This is a genomic window from Vibrio sp., from assembly GCF_984391705.1.
In genome coordinates this window covers 1-26,240 of the sequence record NZ_CFHWOM010000045.1, presented here as the reverse complement: position 1 = coordinate 26,240, position 26,240 = coordinate 1, and the positions used below count along the sequence as shown (strand labels likewise).

The 26,240-nt window shown below is 45.9% G+C and carries 25 protein-coding genes; 13 read left to right on the top strand and 12 right to left on the bottom strand.

Translation table 11 applies throughout. The features are described from left to right. The 3 genes from gorA to AC4MRV_RS17280 all read right to left on the bottom strand — a co-directional run. Positions 1-922 (bottom strand): glutathione-disulfide reductase (gene gorA, locus AC4MRV_RS17290; protein WP_491188563.1); only part of this gene is annotated, 922 nt, incomplete at its 3' end. Positions 923-1,183: 261 nt separating this feature from the next. After that, positions 1,184-1,882, bottom strand: coding sequence for a glutathione S-transferase family protein (locus AC4MRV_RS17285; RefSeq protein ID WP_491188562.1), 699 nt, complete (start codon positions 1,880-1,882; stop codon positions 1,184-1,186). 151 nt (positions 1,883-2,033) lie between these two features. After that, entirely contained in the window at positions 2,034-2,873 is an 840-nt protein-coding gene (locus AC4MRV_RS17280) for a 23S rRNA (adenine(2030)-N(6))-methyltransferase RlmJ (protein ID WP_491188561.1), read from the bottom strand. Between the two features lie 152 nt (positions 2,874-3,025). Here AC4MRV_RS17280 and prlC point away from each other — a divergent pair, with 152 nt between their 5' ends. After that, on the top strand, positions 3,026-5,068 hold the full coding sequence (prlC, locus tag AC4MRV_RS17275; protein WP_491188560.1) for an oligopeptidase A: 2,043 nt from the start codon (positions 3,026-3,028) through the stop codon (positions 5,066-5,068). A 95-nt stretch (positions 5,069-5,163) separates the two neighbouring features. After that, positions 5,164-5,382 carry a hypothetical protein gene (locus tag AC4MRV_RS17270; protein ID WP_491188559.1) on the top strand — a complete coding sequence of 73 codons (219 nt, stop codon included), beginning with the start codon at positions 5,164-5,166 and terminating at the stop codon, positions 5,380-5,382. Here AC4MRV_RS17270 and AC4MRV_RS17265 read toward each other — a convergent pair. From AC4MRV_RS17265 to AC4MRV_RS17250, 4 genes are all read right to left on the bottom strand, one after another. Continuing rightward, on the bottom strand, positions 5,379-5,834 hold the full coding sequence (locus tag AC4MRV_RS17265) for a DoxX family protein (protein WP_491188558.1): 456 nt from the start codon (positions 5,832-5,834) through the stop codon (positions 5,379-5,381). The genes AC4MRV_RS17270 and AC4MRV_RS17265 overlap by 4 nt on opposite strands. Before the next feature lie 10 nt (positions 5,835-5,844). Next, a complete protein-coding gene (locus AC4MRV_RS17260; RefSeq protein ID WP_491188557.1) occupies positions 5,845-6,606 on the bottom strand; it encodes an HvfC/BufC N-terminal domain-containing protein in 762 nt (253 codons plus the stop codon). Then, positions 6,603-7,466 carry an MNIO family bufferin maturase gene (gene bufB, locus AC4MRV_RS17255; protein WP_491188556.1) on the bottom strand — a complete coding sequence of 288 codons (864 nt, stop codon included), beginning with the start codon at positions 7,464-7,466 and terminating at the stop codon, positions 6,603-6,605. Before bufB ends, AC4MRV_RS17260 begins: the two co-directional genes overlap by 4 nt. Positions 7,467-7,545: 79 nt before the next feature. Further along, the gene (locus tag AC4MRV_RS17250; RefSeq protein ID WP_367987599.1) at positions 7,546-7,806 is read right to left on the bottom strand and encodes a BufA1 family periplasmic bufferin-type metallophore; all 261 of its coding nucleotides are present in this window, start codon (positions 7,804-7,806) and stop codon (positions 7,546-7,548) included. 271 nt (positions 7,807-8,077) lie between these two features. Between AC4MRV_RS17250 and uvrD the strand changes: the two genes are divergently transcribed. Next, positions 8,078-10,249: a DNA helicase II gene (uvrD, locus tag AC4MRV_RS17245; protein WP_491188555.1), complete on the top strand. Its 2,172-nt coding sequence runs from the start codon at positions 8,078-8,080 to the stop codon at positions 10,247-10,249. A 60-nt stretch (positions 10,250-10,309) separates the two neighbouring features. Next, the gene (locus AC4MRV_RS17240) at positions 10,310-10,807 is read left to right on the top strand and encodes a prepilin-type N-terminal cleavage/methylation domain-containing protein (RefSeq protein WP_491188554.1); all 498 of its coding nucleotides are present in this window, start codon (positions 10,310-10,312) and stop codon (positions 10,805-10,807) included. A 742-nt stretch (positions 10,808-11,549) separates the two neighbouring features. Here the strand turns inward: AC4MRV_RS17240 and AC4MRV_RS17235 are convergent. The 3 genes from AC4MRV_RS17235 to rarD form a co-directional block, all read right to left on the bottom strand. Next, positions 11,550-12,209 carry a LysE family translocator gene (locus tag AC4MRV_RS17235; RefSeq protein ID WP_491188553.1) on the bottom strand — a complete coding sequence of 220 codons (660 nt, stop codon included), beginning with the start codon at positions 12,207-12,209 and terminating at the stop codon, positions 11,550-11,552. Between the two features lie 74 nt (positions 12,210-12,283). Beyond that, positions 12,284-13,078 carry an AraC family ligand binding domain-containing protein gene (locus tag AC4MRV_RS17230; RefSeq protein WP_491188552.1) on the bottom strand — a complete coding sequence of 265 codons (795 nt, stop codon included), beginning with the start codon at positions 13,076-13,078 and terminating at the stop codon, positions 12,284-12,286. Positions 13,079-13,150: 72 nt separating this feature from the next. Next, positions 13,151-14,065 (bottom strand): EamA family transporter RarD, encoded by a 915-nt coding sequence (gene rarD / locus AC4MRV_RS17225; protein WP_491188551.1) that lies wholly within the window; start codon positions 14,063-14,065, stop codon positions 13,151-13,153. Positions 14,066-14,217: 152 nt separating this feature from the next. Between rarD and recQ the strand changes: the two genes are divergently transcribed. The 3 genes from recQ (at position 14,218) to AC4MRV_RS17210 (ending at position 17,235) form a co-directional block, all read left to right on the top strand. Continuing rightward, positions 14,218-16,053 carry an ATP-dependent DNA helicase RecQ gene (gene recQ, locus AC4MRV_RS17220; RefSeq protein WP_491188550.1) on the top strand — a complete coding sequence of 612 codons (1,836 nt, stop codon included), beginning with the start codon at positions 14,218-14,220 and terminating at the stop codon, positions 16,051-16,053. Then, positions 16,046-16,363: a DUF3630 family protein gene (locus AC4MRV_RS17215; RefSeq protein WP_491188549.1), complete on the top strand. Its 318-nt coding sequence runs from the start codon at positions 16,046-16,048 to the stop codon at positions 16,361-16,363. The genes recQ and AC4MRV_RS17215 overlap by 8 nt, the downstream gene beginning before the upstream one ends. Positions 16,364-16,566: 203 nt before the next feature. Continuing rightward, the gene (locus AC4MRV_RS17210; RefSeq protein WP_491188548.1) at positions 16,567-17,235 is read left to right on the top strand and encodes a 7-cyano-7-deazaguanine/7-aminomethyl-7-deazaguanine transporter; all 669 of its coding nucleotides are present in this window, start codon (positions 16,567-16,569) and stop codon (positions 17,233-17,235) included. A 46-nt stretch (positions 17,236-17,281) separates the two neighbouring features. Here the strand turns inward: AC4MRV_RS17210 and gppA are convergent, their stop codons facing one another. Both gppA and rhlB read right to left on the bottom strand, forming a co-directional pair. Then, entirely contained in the window at positions 17,282-18,772 is a 1,491-nt protein-coding gene (gene gppA, locus AC4MRV_RS17205) for a guanosine-5'-triphosphate,3'-diphosphate diphosphatase (protein ID WP_491188547.1), read from the bottom strand. 7 nt (positions 18,773-18,779) lie between these two features. Then, positions 18,780-20,081, bottom strand: a complete 1,302-nt coding sequence (gene rhlB / locus AC4MRV_RS17200) for an ATP-dependent RNA helicase RhlB (protein WP_491188546.1) — start codon at positions 20,079-20,081, stop codon at positions 18,780-18,782. A 111-nt stretch (positions 20,082-20,192) separates the two neighbouring features. Here rhlB and trxA point away from each other — a divergent pair, with 111 nt between their 5' ends. The 6 genes from trxA (at position 20,193) to fre (ending at position 26,024) form a co-directional block, all read left to right on the top strand. Beyond that, positions 20,193-20,519 carry a thioredoxin TrxA gene (gene trxA, locus AC4MRV_RS17195; RefSeq protein WP_004409639.1) on the top strand — a complete coding sequence of 109 codons (327 nt, stop codon included), beginning with the start codon at positions 20,193-20,195 and terminating at the stop codon, positions 20,517-20,519. A gap of 195 nt (positions 20,520-20,714) precedes the next feature. After that, positions 20,715-21,974, top strand: a complete 1,260-nt coding sequence (gene rho, locus AC4MRV_RS17190) for a transcription termination factor Rho (protein ID WP_005475035.1) — start codon at positions 20,715-20,717, stop codon at positions 21,972-21,974. A gap of 113 nt (positions 21,975-22,087) precedes the next feature. Continuing rightward, on the top strand, positions 22,088-23,083 hold the full coding sequence (locus AC4MRV_RS17185; protein ID WP_491188545.1) for a hypothetical protein: 996 nt from the start codon (positions 22,088-22,090) through the stop codon (positions 23,081-23,083). 96 nt (positions 23,084-23,179) lie between these two features. Continuing rightward, positions 23,180-25,024: a 4-hydroxy-3-polyprenylbenzoate decarboxylase gene (gene ubiD, locus AC4MRV_RS17180; protein WP_491188544.1), complete on the top strand. Its 1,845-nt coding sequence runs from the start codon at positions 23,180-23,182 to the stop codon at positions 25,022-25,024. Then, positions 25,021-25,290, top strand: coding sequence for a 2Fe-2S iron-sulfur cluster-binding protein (locus tag AC4MRV_RS17175; protein WP_032552274.1), 270 nt, complete (start codon positions 25,021-25,023; stop codon positions 25,288-25,290). The genes ubiD and AC4MRV_RS17175 overlap by 4 nt, the downstream gene beginning before the upstream one ends. Before the next feature lie 20 nt (positions 25,291-25,310). Then, positions 25,311-26,024 carry an NAD(P)H-flavin reductase gene (fre, locus tag AC4MRV_RS17170; protein ID WP_150895980.1) on the top strand — a complete coding sequence of 238 codons (714 nt, stop codon included), beginning with the start codon at positions 25,311-25,313 and terminating at the stop codon, positions 26,022-26,024. Positions 26,025-26,240: the final 216 nt, after the last annotated feature.

Genomic DNA, 26,240 nt, shown 5'->3' with positions numbered 1-26,240 from the left:
CGCCTTCCATGATGTCACCTACACAGTAGATGCCTTTCACGTTGGTTTCTTGGTATTCGTCTACTTTGATGTAGCCGCGATCGTTAGTTTCAACGCCAGTTGATGCAAGGTTGATTGCGTCTGTTGCTGGGTGACGACCGATTGCCCAGATAAGTTGGTCAACGTTTTGCGTGTTGCCGTTTTCTAGGTGAAGAGTCAGGCTGCCATCCGCTTCTTTAACGATCTCTTTTGGAATAGATTGAGTGTGAAGCTTAGGACCTTCTGCGTCCATAACCTCAACTAGCGTTTCAATGATCATTGGGTCAAAGCTGCGTAGTGGAGATTCTTTACGCACAAACAGGTGAGTCTCAGTGCCAAGCGCATTCAGTACACCAGCAATTTCTACCGCAATGTAACCTGCGCCGATAACTGCAACGCGTTTTGGCTGCTCGTTTAGCTCGAAGAAACCGTTAGAGTCGATGCCGTATTCCGCACCTGGAATGTTTGGAATCGTTGGACGGCCACCAACAGCGATTAGGATATGATCCGCTGTGTAGTGCTCGCCGTTTACTTCAACCGTTTTCTCATCAACAAACTTAGCGAAGCCTTTGATGACGTTGACTTTGTTGTTACCCAGAACACGATCGTAAGACTGGTGGATACGACCAATGTAAGCTTGGCGACTTTCAACTAGTTTGCTCCAGTCAAAGCCTTTTACATCTACATCGAAGCCGTAGTCTTCAGCGTATAGGTTCATTGCATCTGCAATTTGCGCACCGTGCCACATGACCTTCTTTGGTACACAGCCTACGTTTACACACGTGCCGCCTAGGTCTTGAGCTTCAATCAGCGCGACTTTTGCGCCGTACATCGCTGCACGGTTAGCCGATGCGATACCGCCTGAGCCGCCGCCGATACAGATGTAATCAAAATGAGTCGCCATTACTTTCTCCAAGAGCTTATTAATTTTATCCGATAGCAGTTACATGGGGGTGATGAGCTACGAACTCAACATCCCGCAATGAATTGTTACCTGCCCAAGTTTGCTGGGCATGATCCGTTATCCCTATCATAAATCGAGTCTAGCAATTTCCTAAATGGGAAAAAGTGATATTGCTTATGACAAATAACGATGAAGGGGTAACAAAGCGGAATAAGGCGTTATTCCGCTTGGGGTTTTTAATGATCAGAACGAGAAGAGTGATTAGCCGCAGCAGCTTGATGAGCCGCAGCCAGTATTCGCTTGTACGTCTTTACCGTCGGCTAGGTAGGTGTTAGAGAGGTAAAAATCGCTAAACAGTTGAACGAAGTCTTCTGATACGGTTTTTTCAACTAACCCTGACTCTAGAATGTTTTTTTGCCACGCTTGCATGTTTGGTAAGCCACATAGGAAATCGTAACCCGAGTGCGCTTTAACAATTGCTGCGCGGTGTAGCAGAGGCAACCATGCCATATCAACATTGCTTAGTTGATCTGATTTGAAGAATGTCGTTTCGCCAGACAGTTGTTTCTCTGCTTTTTGGAATACTTTAATCAGCTTCTCTGCACGCTCTTCAAATGTTGCTTTGTCTTTACTGCCCATGGTTCCACACTGAGGTAGGTAATGTTTTGAACCTAGGTAGCTCCAAGCGCGGTCAAGTGCACGTTGCTCGTTAGTGACGCCTTGCTCTAGTGGGCCGTACTCATCTTCGATGTACTCGATGATCGCATCTGATTCAAACAGCGCAGTACCCGACTCAGTCACCATTACAGGTACTTGACCGTTTGGTGAGATATCTAGGAACCATTGCGGTTTGTCTTTTAAACTAATGTATTCAATCTCGTATGGGATCTGTTTTGCTTCTAGTGCTGCGGTAACACGTTGGACAAATGGGCAGATTTTGAAGCTAACTACTTTAAGCATGATGATGTCTCTCTTTCATATTTTGATGATTTACACACTTAAGACGCAGGCCAAAAATAAAAGACGAAGCAGAGACGAAAATTTTTTAAAAATAAATAAAAAAGCGCAACGACCTCATCGTTGCGCTTTTAGAGATTGAGAATACGGATGGTTACTCAGGAACGATCCAGTCTACTTTCCAGTGACCGGTTGCAGGGGCAATCGCTTCTTTTAAGAATGGCAGAATTTCTTTCATCTGACTTTCCAACTTCCACGGCGGGTTAATCACGATCATGCCAGATGCCGTCATGCCGCGCTCGTTGGTGTCTGGTGTGACGCCAAGTTCAATTTGTAGAATCTTACGAATGCCTAATCCCTCCAAGCCTTCAATCATATCCTCAATGTCGCAGCGGTTGACCACAGGATACCAAATGGCGTAGATGCCCGTTGCCCAGCGCTTGTAGCTTTGGAAGATTGCTTGCACCACATCACGATACTCTTTCGCTAGCTCGTATGGTGGGTCAATCAGAACTAGGCCACGTCGTTCTTGTGGAGGCAAGCTTGCTTTTAGGCGTTTGAACCCATCTTCTTTGTAGATGGCTACTTGGCGATCGCGATGGAATTCTTGTTCAAGCAACGGGTGATCGGCTGGATGTAGTTCGGTTAGAACCATGCGATCTTGCGGACGAATCTGGGCGCGTGCTACTCGCGGTGAGCCTGGGTAGTAACGCAATGCTTCGCCGTTGTTGAGTGTTTTGATGGCATCAAGGTAACCTTGAAGCTCTGCTGGAATCTCTTTTTGGTCCCAAACACGGGCAATGCCCTGCTTATATTCACCGGTTTTCTCTGACCATTCGTGAGTCAAGTCGTAGCGACCAACGCCAGAGTGCGTGTCATGGTAAACAAATGGCTTATCTTTTTGCTTTAGAGAATCAAGGATAAGGCTTTGAACAATATGCTTAATCACGTCAGCGTGGTTGCCTGCGTGAAAACTGTGGCGGTAACTTAACAAAATATTTCTCTCACAAAAGGGGCAAAGAGCATGATGAATGATGGCTCTTAGTATACGTTACTATTGAAAATTGCTGAACCTACCTATATTTAGTATCTAACAGAAATAAAAGATGTCGCTAAAGAACGTCTTTGAATCAAAAGGAATGCTTTATGTCTAACCCATTACTGACTTTCACGGATCTTCCCCCGTTTTCACAGATTAAGCCTGAACACGTTAAACCTGCGGTTGAGCAAGCGATTGAGGCGTGTCGCGCTAAAATTGACTCGGTACTGGAAAACAATACCGCTCCAAACTGGGATAACGTTGTGGCGCCTATCGAAGAGGTGGACGATCACTTAAGTCGTATTTGGTCTCCTGTTAGTCACATGAACTCGGTGGTCAACAGTGATGAGCTGCGTGAAGCATACGAAAGCTGCCTGCCGTTACTTTCTGAGTACGGTACTTGGGTTGGTCAACACAAAGGGTTGTTCGAAGCGTACAAAGCGATCAAAGCGAGCGATGCATTTGCCAAATTGAGCCAAGCGCAGAAGAAAACCATTACTGATTCACTACGCGACTTTGAACTGTCGGGCATTGGCTTGCCTGCCGATGAACAGCATCGTTATGGTGAGATTAGTAAGCGTATGTCTGAGCTAGGCTCTACATTCTCTAACAATGTTTTAGATGCCACTATGGGTTGGACTAAGCATGTTGCAGATGAGAAAGAGCTCGCGGGTATGCCTGAATCCGCATTGGCGGCGGCCAAAGCAGCGGCTGAAGCTAAAGAACTTGAGGGTTATCTACTTACTTTGGACATTCCGTCTTACCTACCCGTGATGACTTACTGTGATAACCAAGAACTACGTAAAGAGTTGTATGAAGCGTACGTGACTCGTGCGTCGGATCGTGGTCCGAAAGCGGGCGAGTGGGACAACAGCGAAATCATTAATGAGCAACTTAAACTGCGTCATGAGATCGCTCGTATGCTTGGTTTCAATACCTATAGCGAGAAGTCTCTAGCAACCAAAATGGCAGAGAATACCTCTCAAGTTCTTGGCTTCTTAAATGATTTGGCGAGCAAAGCAAAACCGCAAGGCGAACGTGAGGTAGAGGAGCTGAGCCAGTTTGCTAAAGCAGAGTTTGGTGTTGAAGAGCTCAACCTATGGGATATCGCTTACTACAGCGAAAAACAAAAGCAGCACCTATTCCAAATCTCAGATGAAGAACTGCGTCCTTATTTCCCTGAGGCGAAAGCGGTAAGTGGTCTGTTTGAAGTATTGAAGCGCGTGTTTGGCATGTCTGTTCAAGAGCGAGAGGGCGTGGATACATGGCATGAGTCAGTGCGCTTCTTCGATATTTTTGATGCTGACAACAACTTGCGTGGTAGCTTCTACCTAGATTTGTATGCTCGTGAACATAAACGCGGTGGCGCGTGGATGGATGAGTGCCGAGTTCGTCGTATCAATGCTCAAGGTGAACTGCAATCGCCTGTGGCGTACTTAACCTGTAACTTTAACCGCCCAGTAGGAGACAAGCCTGCGCTGTTTACCCATGATGAAGTGGTGACGCTATTCCACGAGTTTGGTCACGGCATTCATCATATGCTGACTCAAGTGGATTCCGGTGCGGTATCGGGCATTAATGGTGTGCCATGGGATGCGGTTGAACTGCCAAGTCAGTTCCTAGAAAACTGGTGCTGGGAAGAAGAAGCCTTGGCGTTTATTTCTGGTCACTTTGAAACAGGTGAAGCATTACCAAAAGAGATGCTAGAGAAGATGCTGGCAGCGAAAAACTTCCAATCAGCGATGTTCATTTTGCGTCAGTTAGAATTTGGCTTGTTTGATTTCACGCTGCACACTGAGTTTGACCCAGAAGTTGGCCCGCGTGTACTTGAGACGCTGGCTGATGTGAAATCAAAAGTGGCGGTATTGCCAAGCCTAGAGTGGAACCGATTCTCGCACAGCTTTAGCCACATTTTTGCTGGTGGTTATAGCGCGGGTTACTACAGCTACCTATGGGCAGAAGTATTGTCGTCAGATGCGTTTTCTCGCTTTGAAGAAGAAGGCATCTTTAATACGGAAACGGGTCAAAGCTTCTTAAACAACATTCTAGAGATGGGTGGCAGTGAAGAGCCAATGGAACTGTTCAAACGCTTCCGTGGTCGTGAGCCACAAATCGATGCCTTGCTACGTCATTCAGGTATTAGCGCTTAATCGGTTTTTATCGCACTAGTGAAACGCCCCTAATTCGATGAGTCAGGGGCGTTTTTTATTGCTATGATAATCGCCTTAGTACGCAAGGAGGACATATGCTGAAACTAGGTAAGATGTTTGTATTGAGCACATTAGTACTATTAGGTGCGGTCGGTTGTGCGGAGCTAAAGCAAGCAGGTACGGAAATTGGCCACGCGACTCGTGATGCTGCGACAACCATTGGTCATGCAACACGAGACACAACCAAAGCGATTGGTCATGCCTCACGTGATGCTGTGAACTCAGTCAAAGATGACTTGAGCGAAGATAATTAATCAGCAAACTTTCCGCGTAATAACTTATCAACGGATAATGGTCCTGGTCCCCATACCACAACGATTAGGATCATTAATCCCCACAATTGGTGGTCAAAGAAACCTTGCTCCCAGAGTACTGGATAAGACACCACAGCAATAATGTTAAATACAAATAGTATTGCAGCCATCGGGCGAGTTAATAATCCAAAGGCTACGAATACTGGCAGTATTAACTCTGCTGCAGTACCCAAATAGGCGGCAAGCTGCCAAGGCAACAATGGAACTTGGTACTCATATTCAAACAAGAAGAGCGTGCTATCCCAAGTGGAAATCTTGGTTAAGCCGGAATTGAAGAAGACCCAAGCTACCCACAGTCTACAGAAGAGCAGAAGCAGTGGTACGAAAACAGATTGCGCCTTTTCGATCAGCGCATCGTAGCTAACAAGTATTTTTTTTATAGATTCAGACATGGTTTTTCCCTTAACGCGCGAGCGAAAACCCAGCAACTAAGTTGCTTTCGACAAAATAATTAAGATGTTCCAGTGTATGAGGTGGCATTTCACCTAAGGTGCTCCCAGAATGCAGGTGTTGTAGTAATTCAAATGCACCGTCATTGAGAGGTTGCATCCAAACCGTTCCTTGCAGAGAGCAGCAGATAACACCGTATTGCTGCTGGTCTAAAACCAAATCATCAAATTGATTGCTTTCAATGGCTTTTTTCAGCGCAAACACGGCATATTGGGAGTGAAATGGCATCACGCCTGGCAATAAATGTAGATGGACCGATGGTTGTAATTCCGGCTCTATCTCTGCCAACTTGGTCAGAGGCAGTAAGCTGTCTGGAACAGAGACGTTACCTTGTTGCTGCTGAGCCATATCAATACACCATTCAAAGCGAGCAACTTCCGATGCATAAGGCGCAGCATCAACAACGGCAGGGAATCGCTCAATGGTCTGGGAGAAATGCGCACCATACTCACTCACATCTCCCGCTTCTAGAGGGTGAAGAAGAACATGTTGGCGTGCTAACTGAGTGAAGCATTCCTCGCCGACTAATGCAGAAACCATCGGATAGGTGGCTTCAAGCACCTCACTAAGGCTAACAACAAAGTTATTCCGATAAATCTGCATTCGTTCGTCGGCACTAAAGGTATCGCTGACTATCTGGCATTCTTCCCCGGTAGCTTGATAGTGGAGCGCCTTGGCGAATTGATGTTGTAGCTCTGTCAAAGAAAGGCTCATGAAGCAATCCTCTCTTCGTCTTTGGCGAGCAGCCGATTCAAACGCTTATTGGCTTTGTCCGCTTCTGCTAGCAATATTTCTGGTTGAGGAATGTCTAAATCCCATTCAATAAGGGTATGGCGAGAACCATGTTGTGTAAGCCACTGCTCATACAATTGCCAGACTTCATCACTGACGGGCTTGCTATGAGTGTCAATCCAGATCTCACCTTTCTCTAACTGTTTGATGGTGAAACCTGCCAAGTGAATTTCATCGACATGTTCAGCTGGGATGGCATCTAAATAGGTCTGTGTATCGAAGCCATGATTAAAGGCTGAAACGTGGATATTATTCAAATCCAAGAGCAGTTTGCAGCCAGTACGACGTTGCACTTCTGCTAGAAACTCCCATTCAGGAATGGTGGAATGAGCGAACTTCACATAACTTGATGGGTTTTCAATTAGCATCGGCCGTTGCAGAAACTCCTGTACCTCGACCACATTGCGGCAAAAAACACCCAATGCTTCTTCGGTATAAGGTAGCGGGAGCAGATCATTGAAATAGTGGCCACCGTTTTCACTCCAGCTTAAATGATCAGAGACGAGAAATGGTTCAATTTCGTCGACCAAACTTTTGAGTTGTTCGAGATGTTTCTTATTTACTCGAGCAACGCTACCTAACGATAATCCGATACCGTGACAACTAATGCGGTAGTCATTGGCAAGATTTCTTAGAGTATGACGAGCAGCAGAGTGGGGCTGAAAGTAGTTTTCACTGTGGATTTCTAACCATGACAGCGCAGGCTTCTGGTGAGTGAAATAATCCAAATGAGGTGTTCGCAACCCTACACCAATATGTTTGTGATAGTTATGGTTTGTCACGGGCTAGTCCTTTGCGAGTGAGTGAAGATGAACGGCTTGTTGAGCCTTAGCCGTTCATCTTATGGACAGAAGGTTAGAATTATGAAGACTGAGTGCTTCCGCCTGTTAGCTTGCCGCAAAGTCCTTTAGGAACGACGACAAAAGCGTCTTTTTGGTTGTCTTCTTTTGCAGTACCTGCACATGAGCTAGTTTTTGTAGCACAGTCGTTTTTACCAGCTTTTGATACGCCGTAGCACTTCTCTTTTTCAGCGGCAACAGCAGGGGCCGCGGTGAGCATAGTGCCACCTAGAGCAAGTAGACCAGTAACAGCGGCAGTAACAGCAAGATTTGATTTTTTCATCGTATTATCCTCAGACTTTATTCCTTTATTTATGTGGGCAAGTGAATCATTAGCTTTTTCATCAGCTTGCTTAAATAAAAGGATAGAAAAGTGGTTAAAAAACTTTCAAAAAAATTATAGAAAATCATTCAAACATTCTGATTGTCTATTTAAGTGTCTGATTTTTAATTACTTAAAAGCTGTGATTTTTTCTGTTTTTTGTTCTGAAATGCAGTCGCTGTTTAGGTTATAATCACTTTTCATGTATAGATAACCAGTAGCTGAGCCCAGAATGGATCCTTCATTACTTCTCGATGGTCTGAACGACAAGCAGCGTGAAGCCGTTGCCGCCCCTTTAGAAAACTTACTTGTGCTTGCGGGAGCAGGAAGTGGTAAAACGCGCGTACTTGTACATCGCATCGCTTGGTTGATGTCGGTAGAGCAAGCGTCGCCATTCTCAATCATGTCAGTAACCTTCACCAACAAAGCGGCGGCAGAAATGCGTGGCCGTATTGAAGAGTTGATGATGGGTAGTGCTTCTGGGATGTGGAACGGCACTTTCCACGGTATCTGTCACCGTATTCTTCGGGCTCACTACTTAGATGCAAAGCTGCCGGAAGATTTCCAGATTATCGATACTGACGATCAGGTTCGTCTATTGCGCCGTTTAATCAAAGCGCAAAACTTAGACGAAAAACAGTGGCCAGCAAAGCAAGTTGCTTGGTGGATTAACGGTAAAAAAGACGAAGGTTTACGCCCAAGCCATATTGACGCCTACGGTGACCCGATTACTAAGACCTACCTGCAATTGTATAGTGCGTATCAAGAAGCGTGTGACCGAGCGGGCTTAGTCGATTTTGCGGAAATTTTGCTGCGTGCCCACGAGTTACTGCGTGACAAAAAACACATTCGTGAGCATTACCAAGCACGCTTTAAACATATTCTGGTCGACGAATTTCAAGACACCAACAACATCCAGTACGCTTGGCTGCGCATGATGGCTGGTCCAGATTCTCACGTGATGATCGTGGGTGATGATGACCAGTCAATTTATGGTTGGCGCGGGGCAAAAATTGAAAATATTGAGAAGTTTACTTTAGAGTTCCCAAGCGTAAATACGATTCGCTTGGAGCAGAACTACCGCTCGACCAAAACCATTCTGGAAGCGTCTAACACGCTGATTGCCAACAATACGGAACGTATGGGTAAAGAGCTGTGGACTGATGGGGCGGAAGGTGAGCCGATCTCTGTTTATTCGGCTTACAACGAGCTAGACGAAGCGCGTTTTGCAGTGAACAAGATTAAAGAGTGGCAAGATAAAGGCGGTGTATTGAATGATGCTGCTATGCTCTATCGTAATAACGCTCAGTCACGTGTACTCGAAGAAGCGCTAATTCAAGCTGGTTTGCCTTATCGTATTTATGGCGGGATGCGATTCTTCGAACGCCAAGAGATCAAAGATGCACTGAGCTATCTGCGCTTAATGTCAAACCGCAATGATGATGCCGCCTTTGAGCGTGTGGTGAATACACCAACCCGTGGCTTAGGTGATAAAACGCTCGAGACGATTCGGTTTGCTGCGCGAGACCAAGGCAGCACTATGTGGCAAGCAAGTATCCACTTACTTGAAAACCAAGTTCTGGCTGGTCGTGCTGCGGGCGCATTAAGCCGATTCATTGAATTGATCAATGCACTAGAAGACGACACGAATGAGCTGTCTTTGCATGAGCAGACCGACCACGTGATCAAATACTCTGGCCTGTTCGCCATGTATGAGCAAGAAAAAGGCGAGAAGTCGAAAGCTCGCATTGAGAACTTGGAAGAACTGGTCACTGCAACCCGTCAGTTTGAAAAGCCAGAAGAAGCTGATGAAATGACGCTGCTGACGGCATTCTTAACTCACGCGGCATTAGAAGCTGGCGAAGGTCAAGCGGATGAGTTTGACGATGCCGTTCAGCTGATGACTTTGCATAGTGCTAAAGGTCTAGAGTTCCCATTAGTGTTTATGGTAGGTGTCGAAGAGGGGATGTTCCCGAGCCAGATGTCTGCTGAAGAGGCGGGGCGTTTGGAAGAAGAGCGCCGACTTTGCTACGTGGGCATGACTCGTGCGATGGAAAAACTCTACATTACCTATGCCGAGATGCGTCGCTTGTATGGTCAAGACAAGTACCATAAACCTTCTCGCTTTATCCGTGAGCTACCTGAAAAGTGCTTGGACGAAGTACGCATGAAAGCGCAAGTTAGCCGCCCAGCTAGCTCCGGTCGCTTCAGTCAAACCGTGGTCAAAGAGAACTTTAACGAAACCGGTTTTAGTTTAGGTACACGTGTAATGCACCCAAAATTTGGTGAAGGTACCATCATCAACTTTGAAGGCAGTGGTCCGCAAAGCCGAGTCCAAGTTGCCTTTAATGGTGAGGGCATTAAATGGCTCGTTACGGCCTACGCAAGGTTGGAAAAGCTCTAAATTGGCTCATTAACTTCACGCTTATCTATACTACAAGTAAGTGAAGCGTGAAGTGGTACTATGGTGCTAAGAAAACAACATGGATTTACCTTGATAGAGCTGGTCGTTGTTATTGTCATTATCGGAATTATTGCAGTAACAGCGGCGCCGAGATTTATCAACCTAAAGAAAGATGCTCGTGTCGCGACTTTACTTGGCGCTAAGGCGGCTTTTTTAACGGCTGATTCTCAGGTTTACACCAAAGCTGCGTTACAAGGCCAAACTCAAGTGGACTCCAATGTTGTCAATATTGATACTGATAACGATGGAGTTGATGATGTTATTGGTTACTATGGGCACATTAAGTTTGTGTTAGCGGCGAGAGAGTTTGCTGGACTCGATCCGAGTATGACGATTACCAAATCTCCAGGCGCGGGCTTTAGTACCGCTTATTTCCTGATTTCATACCTTGAACTGCCTCCAGCGAGCAATATTCGCTGCATGGTAGAAATCTTTTATCCGACAGCTTCTCAAGCAGATGCCGCCATCACGACCAATGTGGTTGATGATGACTGCTAACCAGAAAAAGAAAAACCCCGAGGGCTTGCGCCCATCGGGGTTATAGTCTTACTCGCAGCAATCCGGCTACTAAAAGTGCTCCATGCATCAAATCCTTGATAGTATGCTGATGTCCTTCAGCTTAGTCCTTTTCTCGCCATCCTAGCGGTGTCCTTGACCCTATCCTGGTCCACTAACAATCCTCGTTAGCTCACTTCGCTTGTTCCCTGAGCGGTGTCCCTTTCATCATCCTGATGATCGTTCCTTGCCTCGTCCAGAGGTGTCCATTTCCCATCCTTAGTAGCAACCATCCTAGTTACTATTGCGTCCGTTCAATGTCCAATTTGCTATCCATGCCGATTACTCATCCTAAGCAACCGTATCTTCTTCCTGAAGATTACCTAATCCGTGGTAATTTCCTGTTCCGTGTCAGCATCCTTCCGACAGGGTTCATATTACGCTGCTACCGAATTTCATCAATATGACGAAAACGATTTCCTAACCCAAAAAGTGATACAAAAACGTACAAATTCACTATTATCAATAACTTATGTTTGGTTAATGATATTAGTCTTAGCGAAAAAGCTATTTTTGCTCACTTGCTTGTGAGAGATCTCGCACAAGCGCTAGGGATGATCGATGATCTTTTCCCTCTTGTTGGGGGCGTTTGGTGGTGGATTTTTGCGCATAAATGCAGTTATTGGTGCATATAAATGCATCCTTAAAGGTAGTGATGTGACTAATTATTCCCAGTCTAGATGCTTTAACTAATTAGGCTGTTGATCGATTGCCATAGAATCCCGCTCCCAATTACCGTGAAAATCACGCCGCAAAGGCTATCTATATAGACGGTGATAGATTGCAATTTATGTTGCATACGCTGGGTTGAAAGTGCCCAAGCGAGGAACGAAAACCAAGCTAACGAGAGGGTCCATAAAATAGTGAGGGCGGCTCCCTTCCCACTGAGAGACATGGTGGCTGGTACTAAAGAGGACATTAAACTGACAAAAAAGACTAACGCTTTGGGGTTGAGGATATTGGTGGCAAACCCACGAGAGAAAGCTTGTCGCTTATTGCTCAATAGCAGCTGTGTCTCGTCAGTGTGATTTGTATCAGCAGGCTTTTTTCGATTAAGCCATGTCGCTTTGAGAGCACTATAACCTAAATAAAACAAGTAGCTGCCACCAGTGATTTGCACCAATGCAAACATGGTTGGTTGTTGATGCACTAGATAGCTGATGCCCGTTAAACTCAATATTGAATGAAGCAAAATACCGCAAGATAACCCTAGAGCGATGTATAGCCCGGTTTGACGGCCGTAGCGTGTTGCGTTTTGGACCACAAGGGCGAAATCTGGCCCAGGGCTCATTAGAGCAATAAAGTGAACGGTGGCTAAAGTAATAAGGATGGTTATCTCACTCATGACGGAAACTCTTAGGTACTGTGATTTGCTTAGTTTGCCAAAATCACATCATGGTGAATTGTAAATTATTGGCACTAACTGACTTGTGAAGGGGAGACGCCGTAGGTTGCTTTGAAGGCCTTACTAAAGTGGGCTTGATCGTAAAAGCCTATTTGATGGGCGACATCTGTGCCACAAATGCCACTTTTAAGGAGTTTCATACCGTGTTCAAGTCGTAAGCGGCTTAGCCAGGCGTAGGGGGTTAAGCCTACTTTTGCTTTGAAGTGACGTTGAAATTGAGTTGGACTCAGCTGGCACAAGGTCGACAGTTGTTCTAATTTTACCGGCTGGTCTAGGTTCGCCATCAAATACTCTTTGAGCGTTGCGACTGACTGATTGCCCAAAGGCACTACGTGCTTTTGTTCTTTCGCGCCATAACGCTCAAACAACTGGGTAAATCCTTCAAATGGGAGGCAATCTTTGGCAAGTTGGCTAATATTGGTGTTGGTCAGCGCTTGGTGCAGTTCGGCTAAGGTGTTGAAAACGTGTGAATCTTCAATAACCAGTTGATTGAAACTGACGATATCTGATGATCGTTTTAGATCCGCAAGATCACTTAGCCATTGAGGCTCTAGAGAAAATACTTTCACCTTGTAGCCAGAGTCGAGTTTGGATTGCCCATCATGCAGTTCATCGGGCGGCATTAAGACTATCTGCCCTTGGCCAGCGTGGTAAGAGTTACCTTGATAATGGAACTTTTGTTCCCCTTGAGTAATAAGGCCAATGTGAAAATCAAGGTGATAGTGGCGCTGAAAGGCAAACGTCTGGTAGTTTGCGTCGATCAAACCTATCTCTTGATTGGGCACTGTTTGGTATTGAACCTTATCCATAGAAACAAAAAAGCTTGGTGAATATTTCACCAAGCTTAGCGCGACTGTCGAAGTATGTCTTGTAAAAAACGATCACTTGGCCAAAGCGGCTTTTCTCGTTTGGCGACTGGTTTTAAGTCCATCAAAGCTAAACACAACCAAGGCACCCCAAATAAAGGCAAAGGTAATGGCTTTATCGGTAGTAAAGGCCTCGCCATAAACTAAGACTGCGAGTAAAAACATCAAACTTGGTCCTATGTATTGGAAAAAGCCCAATGTCGATAGTTTTAGTCGTGTTGCTGCGCCAGTGAAGCAGAGCAGTGGCAAGGTTGTCACGACACCTGCTGAGATCAGCAATAGATTCAATGTCATTGGGTTGCTCATCAAATCAGACGTTGCACTATCCGCAATCCAAAGTAGGTAGATGGCGGCAGCTGGGAGCATGATAAGGGTTTCAATGAACAATCCTGTTTGCGCATCCAAGCTAACTTTCTTTCGTAGCAAGCCATAGAAGCCAAAGCTGAGGGCAAGCGCGATTGCTACGGTTGGCACTGAGCCAAACGCTATCAGTTGAACCAATACGCCACACGCAGCTAGCACGACTGCAAACCATTGAAGCTTTCTGAGTCGTTCGCCAAGAAACAGCATGCCGAGCAATACATTGATCAGTGGGTTAATGTAGTAGCCTAAGCTGGCATCCAGCATATGGTTGGCGTTGACTGCCCAAATAAAGATCAGCCAGTTTACGCCCACTAATAAAGAGGTGGATATCAAAAACGCCATCTTCTTTTTAGAGCGGATGACGTCGCGTACACCACGCCAACGACGGCCAATATGCAGCAAAAACGCCAGTAGCACAAAAGACCAGACTACACGGTGGCTAAGGATTTCGAGCGGCGAGACTTCACCAATCGTTTTAAAGTAAATTGGGGCGATACCCCACATGGTGTAGGCTCCGATGGCAAGTAATACGCCTTGCCGAGCTTTTTGTTGTTCTTCTGGTGTCATCGGTCGGTTCCCAACACTTCGTTTACAAAATGAAACATCCAGTATACGAACGACTCTATTAATCACCTAGTAATTTGCAGTTTTATTCACCATCATTCCCAATTACAATTAGCCCCTTGCTCTTCCGCTTACCACTCCTTATTGAGAATTTAATGACTGCCACACTGCTAGCTGAACAATCTGAATCGACCATGACTCCCCAAAGTGTTTTGGAGGAGGTATTTGGTTATCAAGAGTTTCGCGATGGGCAGCAAGAAGTCATTGAGTCAGCGGTGGCGGGGGAGGACAGTTTAGTCATTATGCCAACGGGTGGTGGTAAGTCATTGTGCTACCAGATCCCAGCTTTAGTACGCAGCGGCTTAACTTTGGTAATTTCTCCTTTGATTTCACTGATGAAAGACCAGGTTGATCAGCTTAAAGCGAATGGCGTAGCCGCTGAGTGTATTAACTCGACCATGCCTCGAGAGGAGTTGATTTCGGTTTATAATCGGATGAACACCGGCATTACTAAGTTGGTGTATGTATCACCAGAACGTGTGCTAATGCGTGACTTTATCGACAGGTTACATGGTTTACCTTTGTCGATGATAGCGGTTGATGAAGCGCACTGTATTTCTCAGTGGGGACATGACTTTAGGCCAGAATACGCTTCGCTGGGACAGCTAAAGCAGACTTTCCCCCATGTACCCGTCATGGCGCTGACAGCAACCGCCGATGATGCAACGCGCAAAGACATTATGCAGCGTTTGCAACTCAATAATCCTCACACCTATTTGGGCAGTTTTGACCGTCCGAATATCCGCTATACCTTGGTAGAGAAGCATAAGCCTATCTCGCAGGTTGTCCGTTTCCTTGAGGGGCAACGTGGTCAATGTGGCATTATTTACTGTGGCAGTCGCAAGAAAGTGGAAATGGTGACCGAGAAACTTTGTAACAACGGTCTGCGTGCGGCAAGTTATCACGCGGGGCTGGAGGCCGATGAACGCGCCTACGTCCAAGAAGCCTTTCAACGCGATGATCTGCAAATTGTGGTGGCGACGGTGGCATTTGGCATGGGGATAAATAAGCCAAATGTGCGTTTTGTGGTTCACTTTGATATTCCGCGTAATATCGAGTCTTACTATCAGGAAACGGGCCGAGCAGGACGCGATGGATTACCTGCAGAAGCGATGATGCTGTATGACCCAGCGGATATCGGCTGGTTGCGTCGTATGCTGGATGAAAAAGATGATGGTCCGCAAAAGCAGGTTGAAGCACACAAGCTCAATGCCATGAGTGCGTTTGCGGAAGCGCAAACCTGTCGCCGCCAAGTACTATTGAATTATTTTGGTGAATATCGAGAGCAGCCTTGTGGCAACTGCGATATCTGTTTAGATCCCCCTAAGCATTTTGACGCTACCGAGCAAGCGCAAAAAGCACTCTCGTGTGTCTATCGGGTTAATCAGAGTTTTGGTATTGGTTATGTGGTCGAAGTGCTGCGTGGTATGCAAAATATTCGTGTACGCGAAAATGGTCACGATAAGCTCTCTACCTATGGTATTGGCTGTGATAACAGCCACGACTACTGGGTGAGTATTTTTCGTCAGTTAATTCATAAAGGGTTGTTGTTCCAGAACATCACCCGAAATTCCACATTACAGTTAACGCCAGAAGCACGCCCGCTGCTGCGTGGTGAAGTTTCTTTAGAATTAGCGGTGCCTCGCTTAGATACTGCAGCAAGGGCAGCCAAGTCTGATAAGTTGATCAGTAAAAACTACGACAAGAAGCTCTTTGCTAAACTGCGCAAGCTACGCAAAGCGATTGCTGATGAAGATGGATTACCACCATATGTGGTGTTCAGCGATGCCACGCTAATAGATATGGCAGAAATCCTGCCGACTTCTTATGGTGAGATGTTAGCAGTAAACGGTGTCGGTCAGCGTAAGCTAGAGAAGTACGCCGATCCTTTCTTAGATTTAATTCAGGAGCATTTGACCAATCATGGCTGATTCAACACAAACGGAATTTGGTTTATCTGAGTACCAGCGAGACGACGGACGTATCATTATTAGTACGCCGCGTTTTGATTTCGACAGTTTCCCAGAGTTGGCTGACAAGTTGGTTGGTCTATTATCGGCTTCGGTTATCGAGAAGCAGTGGGATGCCGATATTCACTCGTGGTTGATTGACTTTGAAGATTGTCAGTTGTTCTTAAAATCGGAGCACTACAGTGAAAGTGTCTGGTTTGAAGCTTTGGCTATAGATGATTCAAAAGAAGAACTCGACTTTCTCGCGTCGTTATTTCAACGAGGCTTTTAGACTAAAAGCCATACGCCAACGATTGCTTAATAACTCACGCTTGCGGCATAAAGTGGTTAATGTATAATCGCCCGCCGCAATATCTGTCATATTGCAGATTTCGCTATTATTTCATTTAACATTGTTGGTAAGGCGTGTTCCAGTGGCTTGGAAGATGTCGATTTGGGTTCCCTCACCCCCAAACCAAACTAAAAAGGTATCGCATGAGTAACTTTACCCCTGCGCAGCAGCGCAAAGCCCTTTTTCTATTAGTTCTGTTCCATCTGATCATCATTGCGTCGAGCAATTATTTGGTTCAGCTTCCTTTTACCGTGTTTGGTTTCCACACGACGTGGGGCGCATTTACGTTTCCTTTTATCTTCTTAGCAACTGACCTGACTGTACGTATCTTTGGTGCTCAGCTCGCTCGTCGCATTATATTTTTAGTGATGCTACCTGCGCTGGCGGTCTCTTATGGTCTATCTGTGTTGTTTTACGAAGGCGCATTCCAAGGCTTTAGTCAGTTAGGTGAGTTCAACCTATTTGTTGCGCGTATCGCGATCGCAAGCTTTATGGCTTATCTATTAGGTCAGATTCTTGATGTGCACGTGTTTAACCGCCTGCGTCAGTTAAAGCAGTGGTGGGTAGCTCCAACCTGTTCGACACTATTTGGCAATGCACTTGATACCATTGCTTTCTTCGCTATTGCTTTTTATCAGAGCCCAGATCCATTTATGGCGGAGCATTGGACTGAAATCGCGCTGGTGGATTACGGCTTCAAGTTAGTCATTAGCTTAGGTTTGTTTGTTCCTATGTATGGCGTGTTACTAAACTTCCTGGTAAGAAAACTCACTGTGGTCAATCCCGACTTTAAAGTGGTTGGCGCTAATTAAACGAAAAAGCCCGAGTAAGATACTCGGGCTTTTTGTTGCGTTTTGGCTACTGGGCAATAACAACTAGAGGCCAGCCAATGTCACTTTGGCGGTTGGCTTCAATTTCGAGCTCCGCACTGGTGAGAGGGTTGGAGTCTAACCACTTTGCGTCAATGGTTAAGGTGAGTTTATCCCCTTCAGATGCTAGGGCGATGTTAGGCTCAAGCTCTGGATTGCGACGGTGAGTCAGCAATACTGCGAGACGTAGCAAACGCAAAATACGCTTCGCACTTGAACCAGAGACAGCATGCTGTTCAGGCAGCGAGGTTAACTGCTCACGGTAACGGCGAGCAATTTCACCCAGCAGATGCTTTTGAGCACGGGTATAACCTGGCAAATCTAGGCTTTGCAGTAAGTAGGCGCTGTGCTCTCCACCTTTTTTGAAATCGATGGTTAGGCCAACTTCGTGCAGCTTAGCAGCGGTGTCTAATAACACTTTCCCTTGCTCTTCAGCTATCCAATCTTCCTGGCATTGAGAGAGTAAGTGTTTAGCTAAGGTTGCGACTTGCTCCCCGTAGACACTGTCAATCTGGTAACGCTTTTGAATGCTAGCAATAGTACGAGCGCGGATATCATCTTGCTTAAGTTCATCGACCATCTCGTACACTAAGCCTTCACGCAAAGCGCCGCCTGCGAGCGTCATAGAGTCAATTTCTAACAGCTCAAAGATAGCAATCAGTATCGACAAACCACTTGGAAACACCAGAGCTCTTTCCAGTGTTAAACCTTCAATTTCCAGTTCTTCAAGATGATCAGCCCGCATGGCTTGTTTTTGTAGACGTTTCAGTTTGGCATGAGTGATAACTTCATCCATGCCCTGGGCCAACATGATTTCTTGCAGCGCTTGTACTGTGCCAGAAGCCCCGACACATACATCCCAACCTATCTCTGTATACTGCTCTAAGATTGGTTGCAGAGTTTCTTTCGCGGCAAGAATTGCATTATTGAAGTTAGTGACTGTTAGCTGGCGATCTTTAAAGTGGCGCTCTAACCAAGTGACACAGCCCATCTTTAAGCTCGTCAGTGCTTTGGCTTCAAAACCTTCACCAATAATCAGCTCGGTACTGGCTCCGCCAATATCCACCACTAAACGGCGACCACTGCCACCAGAAGTGTGCGCGACACCTTTATATATAGTGGCGGCTTCTTCTTCACCAGTGATGACTTCAATCTTATGACCTAGAATCTGATTCGCTTTTTCAAGAAAAGCATCCACATTAGTAGCAGTACGCAGCGTTGCTGTACCTACAATGCGGATGTTTTCGGTTGGAATATCTTGTAGTCGCTCAGCAAAAAGACTCAAGCAGTCCCAGCCGCGTTGCATGGCTTCAAGGCTTAGCGCGTTATGTTCGTCTAGCCCTGCGGCAAGGCGAACTTTGCGTTTGATTTTAGCCATAGTCTGAACGCTGCCATCAATGTGACGCACAACGAGCATATGGAAACTGTTCGACCCGAGATCGATGGCTGCGTATAGCGGAGATGAAACTGCTTGGCTCATAGACGACTTAAGAATCCTTTTGTTGACGCTGGCGAGAGCGGTTGTTTGGACGACGATTACCCGAACGAGATCCACCAGTATTGGTACGACGTTGCTGCGGACGATTCGAACGCATGCGAAGCGGTGCAGGTAGATCTTCGATCAGTGCACTTGGATCGTAGTCAGATACCGGAATCGCGTGTTCAATATACTCTTCAATCGGTGGAAGGTTGATGGCGTAGTCTTCACAAGCAAAGCTGATTGAGTGACCGCTTGCACCAGCGCGGCCAGTACGACCAATACGGTGAACGTAATCTTCACAGTCGTCAGGTAGATCGAAGTTAAATACGTGCGTTACTTGAGGAATATGTAGGCCGCGTGCTGCAACGTCGGTTGCAACTAATAGGTCTACTTCACCTTTAGTGAATTGTTCTAGGATACGTTCACGTTTTTTCTGCGGAACGTCACCAGTGAGTAGACCAACACGATGGCCATCTGCTGCTAAGTGACCCCAAATGGATTCACATTTATGTTTAGTGTTGGCAAAAATGATTGCACGCTCTGGCCACTCTTCTTCAATAAGAGTTTGCAGTAGCGCCATTTTATGTTCATTAGAAGGGTAGAATAGCTCTTCTTGAATACGGTGGCCTGTTTTTACTTCTGGCTCAACCACAACATGCTCAGGGTTGTGCATGTGCTCGAATGCCAATTCTTGAACGCGGTAAGAGAGTGTTGCTGAGAACAGCATGTTCAAACGCTCTTTTGGTTCAGGCATGCGACGGAACAAGAAACGGATGTCTTTAATAAAGCCAAGATCGAACATACGGTCTGCTTCATCAAGAACAACGGCTTGAATGTGGTTTAAGTTAAACACGCGCTGCTTGTAGAAATCGATGATACGACCCGTAGTACCAATTAGTACGTCGACACCATCTTCAAGCTTAGCTAGCTGCTTATCATAGCTTTCACCGCCATAAGCAAGCGCCGCTTTGATACCTGTGCTTGCGATTAGCGGCTCAGCATCATTAAAGATCTGAATCGCTAGCTCGCGCGTTGGTGCCATAATAATGGCTCGCGGCTGGTTAGGCTTACGGCCTTCATGCTCTGAAGTCGTCAGTAAGTGGTTAAAAGTAGCAGTCAGGAAAGCTAATGTCTTACCTGTACCCGTTTGGGCTTGGCCTGCGATGTCTTGGCCGGTGAGCAGTACCGGCAACGCCAAGGCTTGGATTGGGGTACAAAACTCGAACCCTTTTTTCTCCAGACCTTCAGTAATTTGAGGGTGTAAACCCAAATCGGCGAACTTTTGCTCTGTGATGTGCGTCTTTTTCATGGCTATAGAATATCAGCTTAAGCTTGCAATACGAAAGTAAATACATTCCAATAGGGCATCTAAATGCTGGTTATCATGCAGCCAGTTCAGAAAAACACATTGGAGTGGAAGATGAGTGATAAGATTTTGCAGCTTACAGATGACGGTTTTGATGCCGACGTAATTAACGCTGCAGGCCCAGTTCTTGTTGATTTTTGGGCAGAGTGGTGTGGTCCTTGTAAAATGATCGCTCCTATCCTGGACGAAATCGCAGACGAGTACGAAGGCAAACTCACTATCGGTAAACTAAATATCGACCAAAACGCAGGTACGCCACCTAAGTTTGGTATCCGCGGTATTCCAACGCTTCTTCTATTTAAAGATGGTAGCGTAGCTGCGACGAAAGTAGGCGCGCTGTCTAAGACTCAACTAAAAGAGTTTCTAGACGCTAACCTATAATTGATAGATGAGACCGTGCATGCAAGAGTGCACGGTTTTGTTTTTGAAGACTAACAAAATCTAGACTAGGCTAGTATTTAGTGCTAGTTTATCGCACGTTAATTAAACAAGTTCTCTTCTTGGTCGATCCTGTGACCAAATTCATCTTAACTAAAATAACAGATCCTTATTTTGACTAAACAAGCATCAACCACTATGAATCTAACAGAACTGAAGAACAGACCTGTGTCTGATCTTGTTAAACTTGGCGAAAGCTTAGGTCTTGAGAACCTAGCACGTCTAAGAAAGCAAGATATCATCTTCGCAATCCTAAAAGCGCATGCTAAGAGCGGCGAAGACATTTTCGGCGACGGGGTTCTAGAAATTCTGCAAGACGGCTTTGGTTTCTTGCGTAGTGCAGACAGCTCTTATCTAGCAGGCCCGGACGACATTTACGTGTCACCGAGTCAGATCCGTCGTTTTAACCTACGTACGGGTGACTCGATTGCTGGTAAGATTCGTCCTCCAAAAGACGGCGAACGCTACTTTGCTCTATTGAAAGTCAATACAGTTAACGATGATAAACCGGACAACGCGCGTAACAAGATTCTATTTGAAAACTTGACGCCACTGCACGCTAACGAGCGTATGGTGATGGAGCGTGGTAACGGTTCGACAGAAGATATTACTGCACGTGTTCTAGATCTGGCTTCACCAATTGGTAAAGGTCAGCGTGGTTTGATTGTTGCTCCGCCAAAAGCGGGTAAAACAATGCTGCTGCAGAACATTGCTCAAAGTATTGCTTACAACCACCCTGAGTGTGAGCTAATGGTTCTTCTTATCGACGAACGTCCTGAAGAAGTAACCGAGATGCAGCGCCTTGTTAAAGGTGAAGTAGTGGCGTCGACATTCGATGAGCCAGCATCTCGCCACGTTCAAGTTGCTGAAATGGTTATCGAGAAAGCAAAACGTCTTGTTGAACACAAGAAAGACGTGGTTATCCTGCTTGACTCTATTACTCGTCTCGCTCGCGCTTACAACACCGTAGTACCTTCATCAGGTAAAGTACTAACGGGTGGTGTGGATGCGAACGCACTTCACCGTCCTAAGCGTTTCTTCGGTGCAGCTCGTAATGTAGAAGAAGGTGGTAGCTTAACTATCCTTGCAACAGCGCTAGTTGATACTGGTTCTAAGATGGACGAAGTTATCTACGAAGAGTTCAAGGGTACAGGTAACATGGAAATCCACTTGAACCGTAAGATCGCTGAGAAGCGTGTCTTCCCTGCAATCGACTTCAACCGTTCAGGTACTCGTCGTGAAGAACTACTGACGAAGAACGATGAACTGCAGAAGATGTGGATCCTACGTAAGATTGTTCACCCAATGGGCGAAATCGATGCAATGGAATTCCTAATCGACAAGCTAGCGATGACGAAGACCAACGATGAGTTCTTCGACGCAATGCGTCGTCAATAAGTTAGATATCGTTATCTAGAACGACTATGAAGCGCTGCCACTGGTAGCGCTTTTTATTTGCATTTTTGGCGAGTAGCTTGCAGAATAACCAAAAGTGTTACAAGGAAGTTAAAATGCAACATGGACTGTTGTCGTCAATACTCCTGTCTATTTCACTGTTATTTACACCTGTCAGCGTATCGTTCGCGACAGAGATGTCTCCTCAAACAGTCGAAACATGGCTGGAGAATGACCAAGTAAAACAAAAGACCTCAGAGTTTCTAGAGTTAGTGATGCGCGATGAAGTGAACTCATTGCGGTTTGCCCTTGAGCGTCTTACTTTTCCCCAGCAGGAAGTGGCGCGCTACCAACTGCTCAAAAAGATAGAGCAGCAAGGTATCGTTCTTACTCCTAAGATGTCGATCTTTGTCGAGCAACAGCTCGCGATTACCCCTACCTACCAAGTTTTAGAACGTGGTGATGGCTACGAATTTACGGTTCCTGCATTTAACTACCCATCTATTGCTAACCGTCTTATCAAACAGTTCCGCGAAGACCAAAATACCCTGGTATTTGTATTAAATGCTGAAAAGAAAGATCTCGACTTAAAGTCGTGGCTAACAGGAGCGGACCATCAGGTTCAAACGCGAGAAGCATTGTTAGTTCGTGAGCTCGATAGTTTGTCTCCAGAGGCGGTTGATTACCTAGCTAAACAGTTAACCGAGTCGCCAATCGTGAGTTGGTTACCATCAACAGAAGTGGTAGTACGCTTGGCACAAGTCAGCGAAGACCCTGAGGTCTACCAAATCCTGTGGAAGATGAAAGCCGACTATCATAGTCAAGCAGAGCTAGTACGTTTGGCTGAAAGCAAAGAACCTTTCGCATTAGAGCAGGTGATGGCAGCAACTAAGAACCCACGCCTAAAAGAAGAAGCGATCACCTTACTCACAAGAGTGAACCCACTCTCGGAAGAGGTAAAAGCATTTCTAGTCTCTCGCATGGCGATAGCAGACGACGCCTCGTTGGTCGCACGTGAGTTAGCCAAACAAGGTCACACGGGTTGGCTACAAGACTTAGTTAACGATAACCCACAAGTTAAAAGCTCTGTAATCCAGAAAGTGCTACCGTAACTGGGTTTTACCTCGCAATAACCTTACTAAAAAGGGGGATCTCAGGATGCCCCTTTTTGTTATACTGCTTGCAGATTAATCAGCATTAGAAGCCCTATGAGTTATAAGGATTTACGCGACTTTATTGATCACCTAGAAGGGGTTGGTCAGCTAAAGCGCATTTCTCACCCTGTCGACCCCGATTATGAAATGACAGAGATCAGCGATCGTACATTACGTGCTGGTGGTCCTGCATTGTTATTCGAAAACCCAATTGGCTATAACATGCCTGTGTTGACCAACTTATTTGGTACGCCGGAGCGTGTGGCTATCGGTATGGGGCGTCAGGACGTTAAAGAGTTACGCGAAGTAGGTAAGCTACTGGCTTATCTTAAAGAGCCAGAGCCGCCAAAAGGCTTTAAAGATGCGATAGAAAAAATACCGGTCTTTAAGCAAGTCCTAAACATGCCAGCCAAGCGCCTGCGTAAAGCGTCGTGCCAAGAGATCGTTTGGCAGGGTGACGAGGTTGATCTCGATAAAGTTCCGGTAATGAGCTGCTGGGCGGACGACGTCGCGCCACTACTAACCTGGGGCTTGACGGTTACTCGTGGGCCAAACAAGAAACGCCAAAACTTGGGTATCTATCGTCAACAGAAGATAGGTAAGAACAAGATTATCATGCGTTGGTTAGCGCATCGCGGTGGAGCGCTCGATCTTCGAGACTGGATGGAGACAAATCCAGGTAAGCCATTCCCAGTATCTGTCGCATTTGGCGCTGATCCTGCCACCATTCTAGGTGCGGTAACGCCAGTGCCAGATACTCTGTCTGAGTACGCGTTTGCTGGTCTGCTGCGTGGTAGCAAAACGGAAGTGGTTAAATCGATTAGCAACAATCTAGAAGTGCCAGCCAGCGCAGAGATTGTGATGGAAGGCTATATCGACCCGAACGAGTTTGCTGATGAAGGTCCATATGGTGATCACACCGGTTACTACAATGAGAAAGAGAAACACCATGTGTTTACCATTACTCATATCACCATGCGTAAAGACCCTATTTATCACAGCACCTACACAGGCCGTCCGCCAGATGAGCCTGCAGTATTAGGTGTGGCGCTGAACGAAGTGTTCGTGCCAATTCTGCAAAAGCAGTTCCCTGAAATAGAAGATTTCTACCTACCGCCTGAAGGATGTTCGTACCGAATGGCAGTAGTGACCATGAAGAAACAGTACCCGGGTCATGCAAAGCGCGTGATGATGGGGGTATGGTCTTTCTTACGTCAGTTCATGTACACCAAGTTTGTACTGGTATGCGATGAGAGTGTTAATGCACGTGATTGGTCTGAAGTCACTGCAGCGATGGCGGAACATATGAGCCCTAAGCGTGACACATTGATGATAGAAAGCACCCCTATTGATTCTCTCGACTTTGCATCTCCAGTTGTTGGCTTAGGCTCTAAGATGGGGCTGGATATCACCAAGAAGTGGGATGCTGAGCTTGAACTGTCTCCTGAAGCTTCTGCTGTAAGTGAAGACAAGCCGGTATGCGAGCAAGCGCTAAAACAGATCAAGCAAGCTCATCCAGAAATCATCGATATCCATCTGCAAAATAACAATAGCAGCATGGTCGTGGTTTCGATTGAGAAGGCGAAGGCGCATCATGCAAAAGAGGTTATGGAAACCATCTGGCAGCAGTTTGCTGATAACAAGTTCGTGATTGTGTGTGATGGCGACGTTAATGTTCGTGATTGGAACGATATTATCTGGGCGATCACCACGCGAATGGATCCGGCGCGCGATACGATTTTTGAATCACAACCATCTTCACTGTCTCGTATGGGATTGGATGCGACGAATAAGATTCAAGGTCAAGAGTGTCGACGCGAGTGGGGCACACCCATTACAAAAGATCCAAAGATTGTCGAAAAAGTTGATAGTATCTGGGAACAACTAGGAATCTTATGAGCTACCAAGTAGTCTTGTATCCAGAAAATATCACCTTCGATATAGAAAAAGGGCAAACGGTGTTGGATGCTGCGCTCAACAGCAACATTAACTTCCCTAACCGTTGCCAAGTCGGCGCTTGTGCGATGTGCATGTGCAAAAAACTAGAAGGGCAAGTCAGTTACCACCTTGAGCCAATGCTTACAGAGAAAGAGCAGCAACAAGGGTGGATCTTCGCTTGCCAAGCAATAGCAGAAAGTAATTTAGTCCTGACCTTTGCTGATTAAAGGTCTGTGAGAGGAATAGCATGACAATTAAATGTAAAGTGAAGTCTATCGAGCCGTTGGCGTGTAACACGTACCAGATTCTACTTCACCCAGAAACACCAGTAGCATTTAAAGCTGGTCAATACCTTATGGTAGAGATGGGCGAGAAAGATAAGCGCCCATTCTCAATTGCGAGCAGCCCTTGCCGTCACGAAGGTGAACTAGAGCTACATATCGGTGCCGCAGAACATAACGCTTACGCACTCGAAGTAGTAGAAGCTATGCAAAAAGCGCTAGCAGAAGATGGAGATATCGCGATTGATGCGCCTCACGGTGACGCTTGGGTAAAAGAAGAGAGCGATCGTCCACTATTACTAGTAGCTGGTGGTACGGGTTTCAGTTACGTACGTTCTATTCTTGATCACTGTATCGCCCAGAATAGCCAAAAAGAGATTCACCTATACTGGGGTGCTAAAGATGAGCGCCAGCTTTACGCGAAAGCAGAGCTAACTGAGATTGCAGAAAAGCACAGCAATGTTCACTTCGTGCCAGTAGTAGAAGACGCACCAGCAGCATGGAGTGGTCAAACAGGTAATGTGCTAGAAGCAATTAACCATAACTTTGAGTCTCTGGCTGATTACGACATCTATATTGCAGGTCGTTTTGAAATGGCAGGCGCTGCAAGAGAACAGTTTACTGAGAAAAAAGATGCGAAACGCGAGCATATGTACGCTGATGCCTACGCATTTATTTAACTAAAAGCGTATTAATTCGTTCAAAAAGAGAGCAGAAATGCTCTCTTTTTTTGGTTTTGATGAACTATTAGGCAGTTAACCCCTATTTATTCAATTTTTATGAAAAAGTAGTTGCCAAGTTCTTAGGTATCTCTATAATGCCGCCTCACTGACACGGCAGGCGCCACAAGGCTTCAGCAGTAATCAGTAAGACGAAAATTCGAAAGAAATTAATTT

Coding starts and splice junctions, on each gene's coding strand:
- prlC (WP_491188560.1), top strand. CDS start 3,026: ATGTCTAACCCATTACTGACTTTCACGGATCTTCCCCCGTTTTCACAG.
- trxA (WP_004409639.1), top strand. CDS start 20,193: ATGAGTGATAAGATTTTGCAGCTTACAGATGACGGTTTTGATGCCGAC.
- AC4MRV_RS17230 (WP_491188552.1), bottom strand. CDS start 13,078: ATGGATAAGGTTCAATACCAAACAGTGCCCAATCAAGAGATAGGTTTG.
- fre (WP_150895980.1), top strand. CDS start 25,311: ATGACAATTAAATGTAAAGTGAAGTCTATCGAGCCGTTGGCGTGTAAC.
- uvrD (WP_491188555.1), top strand. CDS start 8,078: ATGGATCCTTCATTACTTCTCGATGGTCTGAACGACAAGCAGCGTGAA.
- AC4MRV_RS17215 (WP_491188549.1), top strand. CDS start 16,046: ATGGCTGATTCAACACAAACGGAATTTGGTTTATCTGAGTACCAGCGA.
- AC4MRV_RS17240 (WP_491188554.1), top strand. CDS start 10,310: ATGGTGCTAAGAAAACAACATGGATTTACCTTGATAGAGCTGGTCGTT.
- AC4MRV_RS17235 (WP_491188553.1), bottom strand. CDS start 12,209: ATGAGTGAGATAACCATCCTTATTACTTTAGCCACCGTTCACTTTATT.
- AC4MRV_RS17285 (WP_491188562.1), bottom strand. CDS start 1,882: ATGCTTAAAGTAGTTAGCTTCAAAATCTGCCCATTTGTCCAACGTGTT.
- AC4MRV_RS17250 (WP_367987599.1), bottom strand. CDS start 7,806: ATGAAAAAATCAAATCTTGCTGTTACTGCCGCTGTTACTGGTCTACTT.
- recQ (WP_491188550.1), top strand. CDS start 14,218: ATGACTGCCACACTGCTAGCTGAACAATCTGAATCGACCATGACTCCC.
- AC4MRV_RS17210 (WP_491188548.1), top strand. CDS start 16,567: ATGAGTAACTTTACCCCTGCGCAGCAGCGCAAAGCCCTTTTTCTATTA.
- rhlB (WP_491188546.1), bottom strand. CDS start 20,081: ATGAAAAAGACGCACATCACAGAGCAAAAGTTCGCCGATTTGGGTTTA.
- rarD (WP_491188551.1), bottom strand. CDS start 14,065: ATGACACCAGAAGAACAACAAAAAGCTCGGCAAGGCGTATTACTTGCC.
- AC4MRV_RS17185 (WP_491188545.1), top strand. CDS start 22,088: ATGCAACATGGACTGTTGTCGTCAATACTCCTGTCTATTTCACTGTTA.
- AC4MRV_RS17260 (WP_491188557.1), bottom strand. CDS start 6,606: ATGAGCCTTTCTTTGACAGAGCTACAACATCAATTCGCCAAGGCGCTC.
- AC4MRV_RS17175 (WP_032552274.1), top strand. CDS start 25,021: ATGAGCTACCAAGTAGTCTTGTATCCAGAAAATATCACCTTCGATATA.
- rho (WP_005475035.1), top strand. CDS start 20,715: ATGAATCTAACAGAACTGAAGAACAGACCTGTGTCTGATCTTGTTAAA.
- gppA (WP_491188547.1), bottom strand. CDS start 18,772: ATGAGCCAAGCAGTTTCATCTCCGCTATACGCAGCCATCGATCTCGGG.
- AC4MRV_RS17265 (WP_491188558.1), bottom strand. CDS start 5,834: ATGTCTGAATCTATAAAAAAAATACTTGTTAGCTACGATGCGCTGATC.
- AC4MRV_RS17270 (WP_491188559.1), top strand. CDS start 5,164: ATGCTGAAACTAGGTAAGATGTTTGTATTGAGCACATTAGTACTATTA.
- ubiD (WP_491188544.1), top strand. CDS start 23,180: ATGAGTTATAAGGATTTACGCGACTTTATTGATCACCTAGAAGGGGTT.